This is a genomic window from Rhizobium sp. 16-488-2b (assembly GCF_017741815.1).
GTDB lineage: Bacteria > Pseudomonadota > Alphaproteobacteria > Rhizobiales > Rhizobiaceae > Rhizobium.
This window is the reverse complement of the sequence record NZ_JAGHMF010000012.1, coordinates 167,623-181,818: the sequence shown is the minus strand read 5'-3', so window position 1 is coordinate 181,818 and position 14,196 is coordinate 167,623. Positions and strand designations below refer to the sequence as shown.

Here is a 14,196-nt window from a genome sequence, read left to right as displayed (position 1 = left end):
CGATCAGCCGAGGTTGAATTCCTGGAAGAAGTCGTTGCCCTTGTCGTCGGTGACGATGAAGGCGGGGAAGTCCTCGACCTCGATCTTCCACACCGCTTCCATGCCGAGTTCCGGATATTCCAGCACCTCGACCTTGCGGATGCAATCCTGCGCCAGACGGGCGGCCGGGCCGCCGATGGAGCCGAGATAGAAGCCGCCATGGGTCTTGCAGGCCTCGCGCACCGCGCGCGAGCGGTTGCCCTTGGCGAGCATGATCATCGAGCCGCCGAAGGACTGGAACTGATCGACATATGAATCCATGCGGCCGGCGGTGGTCGGGCCGAAGGAGCCTGAGGCGTAGCCGGCGGGCGTCTTGGCCGGGCCCGCGTAGTAGACCGGGTGGTTCTTCATGTAATCCGGCATGCCTTCGCCCTTCTCAAGGCGCTCGCGGATCTTCGAATGCGCGAGGTCGCGGGCGACGATGATCGTGCCGGTCAGCGACAGGCGGGTTTTTACCGGATGCTTGCTAAGTTCTGCAAGTATATCGGCCATCGGCTGGTTGAGATCGATCTTTACCATCGATTCCGACAGCTTTGCCTCGTCGATCTCAGGCATGTACTTGGACGGATCAGTTTCCAGCTGCTCGACGAAGATGCCCTCGCGGGTGATCTTGCCCTTTGCCTGGCGGTCGGCGGAACAGGAGACGCCGAGGCCGATCGGCAGCGAGGCGCCATGGCGGGGCAGGCGGATGACGCGGACGTCATGACAGAAATACTTGCCGCCGAACTGTGCGCCGACGCCCATCTGCTGCGTCAGCTTGTGGATTTCCCTTTCCATCTCGACGTCGCGGAAGGCGTGGCCGCTTTCCGAACCCTCGGTCGGAAGATCGTCGAGATAGCGCGTCGAGGCGAGCTTGACGGTCTTGAGGTTCATCTCGGCCGAGGTGCCGCCGATGACGATCGCCAGATGGTAGGGAGGACAGGCTGCCGTGCCCAGCGTGAGGATCTTCTCCTTAAGGAAGTCGATCATCCGGTCGTGGGTCAGCAGCGAGGGCGTACCCTGGTACAGGAAGGTCTTGTTGGCCGAGCCGCCGCCCTTGGCGACGAAGAGGAAATTGTATTCGTCCGTCCCTTCCTCGTAGATGTCGATCTGGGCCGGCAGGTTGTTCTTGGTGTTCTTCTCTTCGAACATCTTGATCGGGGCGAGCTGCGAGTAGCGCAGATTCTTCTTCTCGTAGGCGTCCATCACGCCCTTGGCGAGCGCCGAATAGTCCTCGCCCTCGGTCCAGACGCGGCGGCCCTTCTTGCCCATGATGATCGCGGTGCCGGTGTCCTGGCACATGGGCAGGATGCCGCCGGCGGCGATGTTGGCGTTCTTCAGGAGGTCGTAGGCGACGAAGCGGTCGTTGTCTGTCGCCTCGGGATCGTCGAGGATCGAGGCGAGCTGCTTCAGGTGGCCGGGGCGGAGCAGATGGTTGATGTCGGCAAAGGCGGTCTCGGCCAGCAGACGGATGCCCTCGGGCTCGACGGTCAGGATGTCCTGGCCCTTGAAGCTGTCGACAGAGACGTGGTCGCTGCTGATCTTGCGGTATTGGGTGGAGTCTTTGCCGAGGGGGAACAGATCGTCAGCCATCGAATGACCTTTCATGCGGGCCGGAATGGAAATCGCAGACGGTCTATGCGGGCGATGTGCGAATTGCAATCATTCTAAAACCTTCGAGAAACGCTCAAGAATGCATGAAAAAACACCGCCGCGGAGGCCGTGGCGGTGTCTGGTGGTTCATCGATGATCCGGGATGGCTTTACTTCGGACCGATCATCGTTTCAGGGCGGACATACTGATCGAACTCCTCGTTCGTCAGGTAACCGCCGCCGACGGCTTCCTCGCGCAGCGTCGTGCCGTTCTTGTGCGCGGTCTTGGCGATCTTGGCGCAGATGTCGTAGCCGAGGCGGCCGTTCAGCGCCGTCACCAGCATCAGGGAGTTCTCGACGCCCTTCTTGATGTTGTCCTCGCGGGCTTCGATGCCGACGACGCAATTGTCGGTGAAGGAGACGGCGGCGTCGCCGAGCAGCTGCACCGACTGCAGGAAGTTGTAGGCCATCATCGGATTGTAGACGTTGAGCTCGAAATGGCCCTGGCTGCCGGCGAAGGTCAACGCGGCGTTGTTGCCGAAGACATGGGCGCAGACCTGCGTCAGCGCTTCCGACTGCGTCGGGTTGACCTTGCCGGGCATGATCGAGGAGCCGGGCTCGTTTTCCGGCAGCGACAGTTCGCCGAGGCCGGCGCGCGGGCCGGAGCCGAGGAAACGGATGTCGTTGGCGATCTTGAAGAGGGCCGCCGCTGCCGCGTTGATGGCGCCATGTGCGAAGACCATCGAGTCATGCGAAGCCAGCGCCTCGAACTTGTTCGGCGCGGTGACGAAGGGTAGGGCGGTAACAGCGGAGATCTCTTCCGCGACCTTCTCTGCAAAGCCGATGGGCGCGTTGAGGCCGGTGCCGACGGCGGTGCCGCCCTGGGCGAGCTTGGAGAGTGCGGGCAGCGTCAGCTCGATATTGGCGATGGCGGAAGCGACCTGCGCGGAGTAACCGGAGAATTCCTGGCCGAGCGTCAGAGGCGTCGCGTCCTGCGTATGGGTGCGGCCGATCTTGATGATGTGGCTGAACTCGGTGACCTTCATGTCGAGTGCTGCATGCAGGTGCTTCAGGCCCGGCAGCAGGTGGTGGACGATCTGCTCGACGCAGGCGATGTGCATGGCCGTCGGGTAGGTGTCGTTCGACGACTGGCTCATGTTGACGTGATCGTTCGGATGCACCGGCTTCTTCGAGCCCATGACGCCGCCGAGCACCTCGATCGCGCGGTTGGAGATCACTTCGTTGGCGTTCATGTTCGACTGCGTGCCGGAGCCGGTCTGCCAGACGACCAGCGGGAAGTGGTCGTTGAGCTTGCCGTCGATGACTTCCTGGGCGGCGTCGATGATGGCGTTGCCGACCGCCGGGTCCAGCTTGCCGAGCGCCATGTTGGCGCGCGCGGCGGCCTGCTTGACGATGCCCAGCGCGCGCACGATCGACAGCGGCTGCTTCTCCCAACCGATCTTGAAATTGCCGAGCGAGCGCTGCGCCTGCGCGCCCCAATACCTGTCGCTTTGTACTTCGATCTCGCCGAAAGTATCGGTTTCGATACGGGTGGAAGTCATGGCCATGCCTTTCTTTCGCGTGAGCGGCTGCGGAGATGCCGTCTTATAGGTCTCAAGCCAGCCCAAGAAAACAGCGGCGATCAAAAAATATGAGCCGAGAAGTCATATTAGTGGCTGCGCTATACGTGGTTTTTTGGCCACGTCTTATTTTTTATCCAACAACGTCTTTTGGGGGACTGTGTGAGCAGGCGAAAATAAAGTAAAAAATTAACCAATAATTTCATAATTTTGTGTGAACTGCCGGGAGGCGGCGGGTTTGCTACGTTACGGAAGAGTGAGTTCTTCGAGGGTGGCGGTGGCGTCCCGTTTCTGCCATGTCACCTGACAGCGACGGGTGAGTAAAGAGTTTGAGCTGGGCGATGCCCATGACCGAAGACAGCATGAGACTGGGACTGGAAAAAGCATGACATTCTTCTTGAAAGGTGCGGTTTCCGCACTGGCACTTTCCTGCGGCATGGCCGCGATGGGTGTCGCACCCGCGCATGCCTATACGCTGATGGACATGATCCGAGGTGATCGTGCCCGTACCCAGAGCACCATCATCAATCCGGCTCCCGAAGTGCTGCCGCCGCAGGTCAATACCAGCGCGCCGCTGCCGAAGGTATCCGCACCGCGTTACTACACCTACAAGGTGGATCCGATGCGGCTCGTCGATACCGGCAAGTTCACCGATCCTGTCGTCACCGGCGCGGTTGCCGCCGTCGGTACGCCGAGCGATGCCACGCCGTCGGTGCAGCGTCGCTATCTGATCGATGCCAAGGTTCGCGCCCCTGTCGAAGTCGCCAAGGCTCTTGAGACTTATTACGGCGACACCAAGAACGAACTGGTCTGGCTGACCGGCACCGAGGTCAACGATCGCGCCAAGGCAGCGATGGCCTTCCTCGCCAATGCCGGCTCCGTCGGTCTCGACCCAGCCGACTATGCCGTCGAGGTTCCCGCTGTCGATCCGGCAAACCCGGATCCTGCCATGCGCGACCGCGCGCTGACGCAGTTCGAGCTGGCGCTGTCGGCCAAGGTTCTGGCCTATGTGCAGGACACGATCCGTGGCCGCGTCGACCCGAACAAGCTTTCCGGTTATCACGACTTCGCCCGCAAGACGGTCAATCTCGATCCGGTGCTGAAGCTGGCGCGGATGAGCCCCGATGTCGCCGCCTATCTCTCGAGCCGCACGCCAAATGGTCCGCAGTTCGCAGCACTGCAGGCCGAGCTTGCCAAGCTGAAGGGCGAAGGCAATGGCGAGCAGCCGATCAAGATCGAACTCAGCGGCGTTCTCCATCCCGGCGAAACCTCCTCTGAAATCCCCAACATCGTCAAGGCGATCGACAAGCACGGTTCGGCCGCGCTGAAGAGCGAGAACGCCGCGACGCTGGCAGCCTACACCGGCGGTATCGATTACTCGCCCGAGATCGTGACGCTGGTCGAAGCCTTCCAGAAGGAACATGGCCTTAAGCCTGACGGCATCGTCGGCCAGGCGACAGTTCGCACGATGACCGGCGGCGACAGCAACAGCTCGAAGATCGAGAAGGTTGTTGTGGCGATGGAGCAGGCCCGCTGGCTGCCGGCCGATCTCGGCCCGCGCTACGTCTTCATCAACCAGCCGGCCTTCATGGTCTACTACAACAACGACAACAAGGAACAGTTGTCGATGCGCGTGGTGATCGGCCAGCCGTCGCACCAGACGTTCTTCTTCCAGGATCAGATTCAGACGGTCGAATTCAACCCGTTCTGGGGCGTGCCGCAGTCGATCATCATCAACGAGATGCTGCCGAAGCTGCGCTCCGACCCGAACTATCTCGACCGCATGGGCTATGAAGTCGCCGTCGGCGGCCGCGCCGTGCCTTCGTCCAGCGTCGACTGGTACGGTTCGACGGCGAACGTGTCCGTGCGCCAGCCACCGAGCGGTGACAACGCGCTTGGCGAACTGAAGATCCTGTTCCCGAACGCGCATGCCATCTACATGCACGACACGCCTTCGAAGAGCTTCTTCAAGCGTGACATGCGTGCGCTGAGCCACGGCTGCGTGCGTCTCGCCGATCCGCGCGCGATGGCGGCTGCCGTCTTGAACACCACGGTCGACAAGATCGGCCAGGAGATCGCGACCGGCAAGAACCATGCGGTGCAGGTGCCGCAGAAGTTCCCTGTCTACATCGCCTACTTCACGGCCTGGCCGGACAAGAACGGCGTCGTCCAGTATTTCAACGACGTCTACGACCGCGACACCTACGTGCAGAAGGCCTTCGACGCCACGACCAAGGCACGCGGCGCTCAGATCTGATTTCGGACGCCGCGCGGCCCAATGGGCGCGCGGCGTTTTTCAATCTGTCGATGTCTGGTGATATCGGCGATCAGCCGGCGTGGAGGAAGCGGATCGCTTCGTCGCGGCGGAAGAGATAGAGCAGGGTGCGCACGGCGTTGCCCCTTTCGGATGTCAGGTCCGGATCACGCTCGATCAGATAAGCCGCATCCTTGCGGGCAATCTCCAGCAAATCGGCATGCGCCTCGAGGCTCGCAATCCTGAAGCCCGGGGTTCCCGACTGCCGCGTTCCCAACAACTCGCCTTCGCCGCGCAGCTTGAGATCCTCTTCGGCGATCCTGAAACCGTCTTCCGTGTCGCGCATGATCGTGAGACGCGCGTGCCCGGTTTCGCCGAGCGGTCCGCGATAGAGCAGGATGCAGGTCGATGCCTCGTCGCCACGGCCGACGCGGCCGCGCAGCTGGTGCAGCTGTGCCAGACCGAAACGCTCGGCATGCTCGATGACCATGATCGTCGCATCCGGCACGTCGACGCCCACCTCGACCACCGTGGTCGCGACAAGAAGGCGGATTTCGCCGGATTTGAACGCCATCATCACCGCGTCCTTCTCCGCACCACTCATGCGGCCGTGGATCAGGCCGATGCCTGGGCCAAGGGCGGACACGAGCGTCGCGTGACGCTCCTCTACCGACATCAGGTCGCTTTCCTCGGACTCTTCGACCAGCGGGCATATCCAGTAGGCCTTCTTGCCGTCGGCGAGCGCCGCCTTCAGGCGACCGACGATATCGCCGATGCGCTCGGTGGGGATGGTGATCGTCTGGATCGGCTTGCGGCCGGCGGGCTTCTCGGTGAGCTTGGAGACGTCCATGTCGCCGAAGGCTGCCAGCACCAGCGTGCGCGGGATCGGCGTCGCGGTCATGACCAGCATGTGCGGCGTGATGCCCTTGGCGGTCAGACGAAGGCGCTGGTGGACACCGAAGCGGTGCTGTTCGTCGACGACAGCCAGCATCAGGTTCCTGTAGTTGACCGTATCCTGGAACAGCGCGTGGGTGCCGATGACGATCTGCGCCTCGCCCGACGCTATACGCTCCAGGATTTCGTCGCGTTCCTTGCCCTTGGTGCGGCCGGTCAGCACCTCGATGCGGATGCCGGCGGCGGCCGTGTATTTGGCGATGGTTGCATGATGCTGGCGGGCGAGGATTTCGGTCGGCGCCATCAGCACGGCCTGGCCGCCGCTCTCGATGACCGCAGCCATCGCCATCAGCGCCACCAGCGTCTTGCCGGAGCCGACATCGCCCTGCAGCAGGCGCAGCATGCGGTCGTCGCCGGCCATGTCCTTGAGGATCTGCGCGATCGCCTCGGTCTGGCTGCCGGTCGGCGAAAAGGGCAGGGCCTCGAGGATCTGGCGGCTGAGCTGACCGGTCGCATGCACCGGGTGGCCGGCGACCTTGCGCAACCTTTGGCGCACCAGCGCCAGAGATAACTGGCCGGCCAGGAATTCGTCATAGGCAAGACGGCGGCGGGCCGGCGCCTGCGGATCGATATCGGCGGGGTCGCGCGGCTCGTGCAGGCCGTGGAAGGCATCGGCGGTCGAAGGCAGGCCCTGCTTTTGGGCTAGCGCCGCATCGATCCATTCGGGGAACTCGGGTGTCTTCGGCAGGGCTGCTTCGATGATCTTGCGTAGCGTCTTCGGCGACAGGCCTGCGGTCAGCGGATAGATCGGCTCGACCAGTGGCAGGTTTTCCGCTTCGCTGGCTTTCACGATGTAGTCAGGGTGCACCATCGAGGCGCGGCCGTTGAACCAGTCTATCTTGCCGCTGACGGTGACCTCTTCGTCGAGAGGGAGCTGTTTCTCCAGCCATGTCGATTGCCCACGGAAGAAGACGAGCGTCAGCTCGCCGGTCTCGTCGTGCAGGAAGACGCGGTAGGGGACGTTGCTCTTCTTGTTCGGCGGCGGCTGATGGCGGTCGACGCGGCCTGTGATGGTCACGATGGCGCCCTGCGGCGCGCGCGCGATGCCTGGCTGGTTACGCCGGTCGATCAGCGAGTGCGGCGCATGGAAGAGCAGATCGACGACACGGCAATCCTCCGGTGTCTCGCGGCCGAAGAGCTTGGCGAGCAGTTCGGCGATCTTCGGGCCGACGCCGGGCAGGCCGGAGACGGAGGAGAACAGCGGATCGAGAATGGCGGGGCGCATGCCGGCAAAATGCGACGAACAATGCGTGCTTGGCAAGGCTGACAAGCCGCTTTCGAGGGTCTATAGAGGCGCATCAACAGGAAGCTATGCCATGACAGGTGTCACACTCTCGAGCGCCGATCTCGATCCCCGCCGCCGCCGGATACTGTTCCGCTGCTGGCATCGCGGCATCCGCGAGATGGATCTGGTGTTCGGCCAGTTCGCCGAGCGCGAGATCGCGGGGCTCTCGGATGCGGAACTCGACGAGTTCGAGACGATCATGGCCGAAGAGGATAATGATCTGGTGCGCTGGATCATGGGAACCTGGCCGATCCCCGAGCGTTTCCAGACACCGATGTTTACGCGCCTGTGCGCCTACAAGCCCGATTTCGAATACCCCGCCGACAGCCTGCCCAGGAATGGATGATGATCCCCGGTTTTGATGCGAAGAAGCTGACGGCGCTCAACGTGCCGCTGACGATAGGCAATGTGCCGGCCGGACTGGAGCCGATGCTGCTGGCCGAGCTTGCCCGCGCCGGCGAACCGGTGGCTTACGTGCTCTCGGATGGTCAACGTATGGCCGATCTGGAGCAGATGCTCGGTTTCGTCGCGCCCGATATTCCCGTTCTGACGCTGCCTGCCTGGGACTGTCTGCCTTACGACCGCGTGTCACCGAGCGCAGACACCTCCGCGCGCAGGCTCGCCGCACTCGGCGGGCTGATCGCGCATCGCAAGAAGCCGCATGCGGCGATCGTGCTGGTGACCGTCAATGCCATGCTGCAGAAGGTGGCGCCGCAGGATGTGATCGAGAGCCTGACGTTTTCGGCGCGGCCGGGCAACCAGGTGCGGATGGACGATATCGCCGGACGGCTGGAGCGCAACGGCTTCGACCGCGTCGCCACGGTGCGCGAAGTCGGCGAATACGCGGTGCGCGGCGGTATTCTCGACGTCTTCGTGCCGGGCTCGGAAGAGCCGGTGCGGCTCGATTTCTTCGGCGATACGCTGGAGAGTATCCGCAGCTTCGATCCGGCCAGCCAGCGCACGACGGGGCAGGTACGTTCGCTCGACCTCAACCCGATGAGCGAAGTGACGCTGACGCCCGATACGATCAGCCGCTTCCGCAAGAATTATCTCTCGACCTTCGGCGCCGCGACCCGCGACGACGCGCTGTATCTCGCGATCTCGGAAGGGCGGCGCTATCCCGGGATGGAGCATTGGCTGCCGCTGTTCTACGACCGGCTGGAGACGGTGTTCGACTATCTCAAGGGCTTCCGCCTTGTCACCGACCACACGGTGCGGGAGGCGGCCGAGGAGCGTTCGAAGCTGGTCTTCGATTATTACGACGCGCGCCTGAACTCGGGCAAGCCGGTGAAGGGCATGTCGCAGGGCACGCCCTACAAGCCCGTCGTGCCCGGTCAGCTCTATCTTGATGGCAAGATGTTTGCGGCGACGCTCGACGCCTTCGATGCGATGCGGATCACGCCGTTCAACGAGCATGAGGGCGAGGCGCGCCGCGTCGTCAATCTCGATGCCCGACAGGGTGAACGTTGGGCGCGGCCGAGTGCCGAGGGCGGCGGTAATGCCGAGCGCGTCAACGTGTTCGACGTCGTCGTCAAGCACATCGCCGACAAGCGGGCCAGCGGCGCCAAGGTGTTGATCACCGCCTGGACGGAAGGATCGCTGGAGCGTCTGCTGCAGGTTCTCGCCGAGCATGGGCTGGCGCGGGTCAAGCCGATCGCGGCGCTCAAGGAAATCGACAAGCTCGATCAGGGCGAGGCGGCTGCTGGCGTCTACAGTCTGGAGACGGGCTTCGAGGTCGGCAATCTCGTCGTCATCGGCGAACAGGATATTCTCGGCGACCGCATGGTGCGCCGCTCAAAGCGCCGCAAGCGCGCCGCCGATTTCATCTCCGAGGTCGCGGGTCTCGATGAGGGATCCGTTGTGGTCCACGCTGAGCACGGCATCGGCCGGTTCATCGGGCTCAGGACCATTCAGGCGGCCGGCGCGCAGCATGCGTGCCTGGAGCTGCAATATGCCGACGAGGCGAAGCTGTTCCTTCCGGTCGAAAACATCGATCTCCTGTCGCGCTATGGCGGCGAGGGGACGGAAGCACAGCTCGACAAGCTCGGCGGTGGCGCATGGCAGATGCGCAAGGCCAAGCTCAAGAAGCGCCTGCTCGACATGGCCGACGGCCTGATCCGCATCGCCGCCGAGCGGCTGACGCGGCATGCGCCGGTGCTGACCACGCCAGAGGGGCTCTACGACGAGTTCGCCGCGCGCTTCCCCTATGACGAGACGGAAGACCAGGACAACGCCATCGAGGCGGTGCGCTCCGATCTTGGCGCCGGGCGGCCGATGGACCGCCTGGTCTGCGGCGACGTCGGCTTCGGCAAGACCGAGGTTGCGCTGCGCGCGGCCTTCGTGGCGGCGATGAACGGCATTCAGGTCGCTGTCGTGGTTCCGACGACGCTTCTGTCGCGCCAGCACTTCAAGACCTTCTCCGAGCGCTTCCGCGGACTGCCGGTGCGCGTGCAGCAGGCCTCGCGCCTCGTCGGCTCCAAGGAGCTGGCGCTGACGAAGAAGGAGATCGCCGATGGCAAGACCGATATCGTCGTCGGCACGCATGCGCTGCTCGGCTCGGGCATCCAGTTCGCCAATCTCGGCCTGCTGATCATCGACGAAGAGCAGCATTTCGGCGTCAAGCACAAGGAGCGGCTGAAGGAGCTGAAGAGCGACGTTCACGTGCTGACGCTGTCGGCGACGCCGATCCCGCGCACGCTGCAGCTGGCGATGACGGGTGTGCGCGAGCTGTCGTTGATCACCACGCCGCCGGTCGACCGCATGGCGGTGCGCACCTTCATCTCGCCTTTCGATTCGCTGGTGATCCGCGAGACGCTGATGCGCGAGCATTATCGCGGCGGCCAGAGTTTTTACGTCTGCCCGCGTCTGGCCGATCTGGAAGAGGTTCATGCCTTCCTCCAGTCCGACTTGCCGGAGCTGAAGGTTGCGATCGCGCACGGCCAGATGCCGCCGGGCGAGCTCGAGGACATCATGAACGCCTTCTACGAGGGGCGTTACGATGTGCTGCTATCGACGACGATCGTCGAATCCGGCCTCGACGTGCCGACGGCCAACACGCTGATCGTGCACCGCGCCGACATGTTCGGTCTGGCGCAGCTCTACCAGCTGCGCGGCCGCGTCGGTCGCTCCAAGGTGCGCGCCTTCGCGCTGTTCACGCTGCCCGTCAACAAGGTGCTGACGGCGACGGCGGAGCGCCGGCTGAAGGTACTGCAATCGCTTGATACGCTCGGCGCCGGCTTCCAGCTTGCGAGCCACGACCTCGATATTCGTGGCGCCGGCAACCTGCTCGGCGAGGAGCAATCCGGCCACATCAAGGAGGTCGGATTCGAACTCTACCAGCAGATGCTGGAAGAGGCGGTGGCCGAGGTGAAGGGTGTCGACGAGATCCAGGATACCGGCTGGTCGCCGCAGATCTCGGTGGGCACGTCGGTTATGATCCCCGACGGCTACGTGCCGGACCTGCACCTGCGCATGGCGCTCTACCGGCGCCTGGGCGAGATCACCGAGCTCAAGGAGATCGATGCGTTCGGCGCCGAGATGATCGACCGCTTCGGGCCGATGCCGATCGAGGTGCAGCATCTGTTGAAGATCGTCTACGTCAAATCGCTCTGCCGTATCGCCAATGTCGAAAAGGTGGATGCCGGGCCGAAGGGCGTGGTCATCCAGTTCCGAAACAAGGAATTCCCGAACCCCGGCAATCTGGTGGGCTATATCGCCAAGCAGGGCTCGATGGCGAAGATCCGCCCCGACCACAGCGTGTTCCTGACCCGCGACCTGCCGACGCCGGAGAAGCGGCTGCAGGGAGCGGCTGTGATCATGACGCAGCTGGCGGAGCTGGCGAAGGGCTGAAACGAATCCGGACGGAAAGCCTGAGCTTTCCGTCCGGATATGCACGCCACAGTGTCGGAAAACCGGTCGATCAGTTCATCCCGGCGCGGGCTTCGGCCTTGGCCTTGGCGATATCGCGCAGCGCGCCCGCGATGACATCAGGCGTCTGGGCGCCGCTGACGGCGTATTGCTGGTCGAAGATGAAGAAGGGGACGCCGTTGACGCCCATCTTCTGCGCCGATTCGATTTCCTCGACGACGAGACCCTTGTCTGCTTCGGAGGCAAGTAGGGAGGCAGTCACGGCGCGGTCGAGGCCGGACTTCTCGGCGATATCGAGCAGCACGGCGTGATCGCCGACATTCAGGCCCTGCTCGAAGTTCGCCTTGAACAGTCCATCGACCACGCGGTCAGCCTTGTCGCGGTCCTCGATCATCGCCCAGTGAATGAGGCGGTGGGCGTCGAGTGTGTTCGGGCCGATCTTGATGGCGTCGAAATTGAAATTGATTCCGACCTCGCGCCCGAGTTCGGCCAGCATCTTGTGTCCCTCAGCGACACGCTCGGCGCCGCCGAGCTTCTTCTCGAGCGCTGCCTTCTGGTCGACGCCTTCGGGCGGGTAATCGGGGTTGAGGCGATAGGGGCGCCAGTTGACGTCGACGCCGACTTCGTCCTGGACTTCCGCGATCGCCAACTCCAGCCGGGCCTTGCCGAGATAGCACCAAGGGCAGACGACATCCGAGACGACGTCGATGACTATGCGTTCCATGGGCTTTCCTTTTCTGAATTGCTGGGCCCCAAAAGGGCGTTTGAAGCCATCTAGTCGCTGAGGGTGGCCAGTTCAACCAGGCAGGAAAAGAGAACCACCTGTTATTGGACGCTCTGATCCCACCAGGCCGGCAGCTGGTAGCCGTAGAGCGGCACCTGGTCGGGGTGGCCGATACGCTTGCTGCGCGCGACCCACTGGTTGTCGACGTGATAGAGCGGCAGCACGTAGTGACCCGACAGCAGCAGCCGGTCGTGTGAGCGGACGGCGGCGGTGAAATCCTCGGCCGAGCGCGCATTGAGGATGTGCTGAATCAGCGTATCGACATCGGGATCGGCAACGCCTGCAAAATTGTCGGTGCCGTCGCGATCGCGCGAGGCTGACGACCAGCGGCCGACCTGCTCGATGCCAGGCGATAGCGACGAGGTGAAGGATTTGACGATGACGTCGTAGTCGAAGGTGTTGGTGCGGCTCTGATACTGCGAATCATCGACGGTGCGGATCGAGGCGTTGATGCCGAGCAACTGCAGCGAGCGCTGGTAGGAGATGGCGAGTTTCTCCTGGTCGGTGTTCTGCGTCATGATCTCGAAGGCAAGCGGGCGGCCGTTGGCGTCGCTCATCTTGCCGTTCTTGATCGTGTAGCCGGCCTCCTTCAGAAGCCCGACCGCCTGCTTCAGCACATTGCGGTCGCGGCCGGAGCCATCGGTGACGGGAAGCTTGTAGGTGCCATCGAGGATGGCGGGATCGATGCGATCCTTGATCGGGCCGAGCAGCTTCAATTCGCGCTCGTCGGCCGGCACGCCGAAGCTGGAGAGGTCGGAGTTCTGCCAATAGCTCTGCGTCCTGATATAGGCGCTGGAAAAGAGGTTCTTGTTCGCCCATTCGAAATCGAAGATCAGCGACAGGCCCTCGCGCAGCTTCACATTGTCGAAGAGCGGCCGGCGGGTATTGAAGACGAAGCCGAACATGCCCGATGGCAGCTTGGGCTGAAACGTGTCCTTGACGACATTGCCCGATGTGACAGCCGGGAAATTATAGGCGCTCGCCCAATGGCCGGGGCTGCCGTCGGGATAGATATCGACATCGCCCTTCTTGAACGATTCGAACAATGTCGTGTCCTGCAGGAAATACTGCACGGTGATCTGGTCGTAATTGTCGAGGCCGACCTTGGCCGGGAGATCCTTGCCCCAGTAATTCGGGTCGCGCTCGAAGGTGATGCTTTCGCCCGGCTTCAGCGACTTGATCTTGTAGGGACCTGAACCGATCGGCGGCTTCAGCGTCGAGCGGTCGAAATTCTCGGCGTCGATCGCGTGCTTGGGGAGGATCGGCGTCGAGCCGGCGAGAATCAGCGGGAATTCGCGGTCGGCCTTGTCGTTGAACGTAAAGCGGACGCTGTGATCGCCGACCTTCTCCATCTTCTCGACGGCGTTGAGGCGGGTGCTGAAAGGCACGCGGCCCTTTTCCTTCAGGATGTTGAAGGAGAAGATGACATCCTCGGGCGTGACCGGCTGGCCGTCAGACCACTTGGCGGCTGGGTTCAGGTTGAACTGAATGTAGGTCCTGTCGTCGTCCCATTCGACGGATTGCGCCAGGAGGCCATAGAGCGTGAAAGGCTCGTCGCGCGAGCGCAGCATCAGCGTTTCATAGACCAGATTGCCGTATTCGGGGTCCCACATGCCACGCGCCGTGGTGCGCATGCTCTTCAGGATGAAGGGGTTCAGGTTGTCGTAGGTGCCGACGACACCGTAGGAGATCTTGCCGCCCTTCTTCACATCAGGATTGACGTAGGGGAGGTGCTTGAAATCTTCAGGCAGAGCAGGGGCGCCGTGCATTGCGATGCCATGCACGGGTTCGGCAACGGCTGCCCCGCAAACCAGGGTGAAGACGACGGGGAGAACGATCCGGAGCATAGTCGAAATCCTTTC

At 62.9% G+C, this 14,196-nt stretch carries 8 protein-coding genes; 3 read left to right on the top strand and 5 right to left on the bottom strand.

The features are described from left to right. Positions 1-3: 3 nt before the first annotated feature. Entirely contained in the window at positions 4-1,626 is a 1,623-nt protein-coding gene (locus J5286_RS12840; RefSeq protein ID WP_449090057.1) for a fumarate hydratase, read from the bottom strand. Between the two features lie 154 nt (positions 1,627-1,780). Then, positions 1,781-3,172, bottom strand: coding sequence for a class II fumarate hydratase (gene fumC, locus J5286_RS12835; RefSeq protein WP_209190694.1), 1,392 nt, complete (start codon positions 3,170-3,172; stop codon positions 1,781-1,783). Positions 3,173-3,575: 403 nt separating this feature from the next. Here fumC and J5286_RS12830 point away from each other — a divergent pair, with 403 nt between their 5' ends. Further along, entirely contained in the window at positions 3,576-5,447 is a 1,872-nt protein-coding gene (locus J5286_RS12830; RefSeq protein WP_209190632.1) for a L,D-transpeptidase family protein, read from the top strand. A 70-nt stretch (positions 5,448-5,517) separates the two neighbouring features. On the opposite strand, the gene recG is transcribed toward J5286_RS12830, so the two are convergent. Next, complete coding sequence (gene recG, locus J5286_RS12825; RefSeq protein WP_209190693.1) at positions 5,518-7,623, bottom strand: ATP-dependent DNA helicase RecG; 2,106 nt, start codon at positions 7,621-7,623, stop codon at positions 5,518-5,520. A 91-nt stretch (positions 7,624-7,714) separates the two neighbouring features. Here recG and J5286_RS12820 point away from each other — a divergent pair, with 91 nt between their 5' ends. Together J5286_RS12820 and mfd are read left to right on the top strand one after the other, a co-directional pair. Continuing rightward, positions 7,715-8,029 carry an FAD assembly factor SdhE gene (locus tag J5286_RS12820; protein ID WP_026283364.1) on the top strand — a complete coding sequence of 105 codons (315 nt, stop codon included), beginning with the start codon at positions 7,715-7,717 and terminating at the stop codon, positions 8,027-8,029. After that, on the top strand, positions 8,029-11,532 hold the full coding sequence (gene mfd, locus J5286_RS12815; protein ID WP_209190631.1) for a transcription-repair coupling factor: 3,504 nt from the start codon (positions 8,029-8,031) through the stop codon (positions 11,530-11,532). The genes J5286_RS12820 and mfd overlap by 1 nt, the downstream gene beginning before the upstream one ends. A gap of 70 nt (positions 11,533-11,602) precedes the next feature. Here mfd and J5286_RS12810 read toward each other — a convergent pair whose 3' ends face one another. Together J5286_RS12810 and J5286_RS12805 are read right to left on the bottom strand one after the other, a co-directional pair. Continuing rightward, positions 11,603-12,274 (bottom strand): DsbA family oxidoreductase, encoded by a 672-nt coding sequence (locus J5286_RS12810; protein WP_209190630.1) that lies wholly within the window; start codon positions 12,272-12,274, stop codon positions 11,603-11,605. Between the two features lie 101 nt (positions 12,275-12,375). Further along, a complete protein-coding gene (locus J5286_RS12805) occupies positions 12,376-14,181 on the bottom strand; it encodes an extracellular solute-binding protein (RefSeq protein ID WP_209190629.1) in 1,806 nt (601 codons plus the stop codon). Between the last annotated feature and the right edge of the window lie 15 nt (positions 14,182-14,196).

Coding starts and splice junctions, on each gene's coding strand:
- J5286_RS12805 (WP_209190629.1), bottom strand. CDS start 14,181: ATGCTCCGGATCGTTCTCCCCGTCGTCTTCACCCTGGTTTGCGGGGCA.
- J5286_RS12830 (WP_209190632.1), top strand. CDS start 3,576: ATGACATTCTTCTTGAAAGGTGCGGTTTCCGCACTGGCACTTTCCTGC.
- recG (WP_209190693.1), bottom strand. CDS start 7,623: ATGCGCCCCGCCATTCTCGATCCGCTGTTCTCCTCCGTCTCCGGCCTG.
- J5286_RS12840 (WP_449090057.1), bottom strand. CDS start 1,626: ATGAAAGGTCATTCGATGGCTGACGATCTGTTCCCCCTCGGCAAAGAC.
- mfd (WP_209190631.1), top strand. CDS start 8,029: ATGATCCCCGGTTTTGATGCGAAGAAGCTGACGGCGCTCAACGTGCCG.
- J5286_RS12810 (WP_209190630.1), bottom strand. CDS start 12,274: ATGGAACGCATAGTCATCGACGTCGTCTCGGATGTCGTCTGCCCTTGG.
- fumC (WP_209190694.1), bottom strand. CDS start 3,172: ATGACTTCCACCCGTATCGAAACCGATACTTTCGGCGAGATCGAAGTA.
- J5286_RS12820 (WP_026283364.1), top strand. CDS start 7,715: ATGACAGGTGTCACACTCTCGAGCGCCGATCTCGATCCCCGCCGCCGC.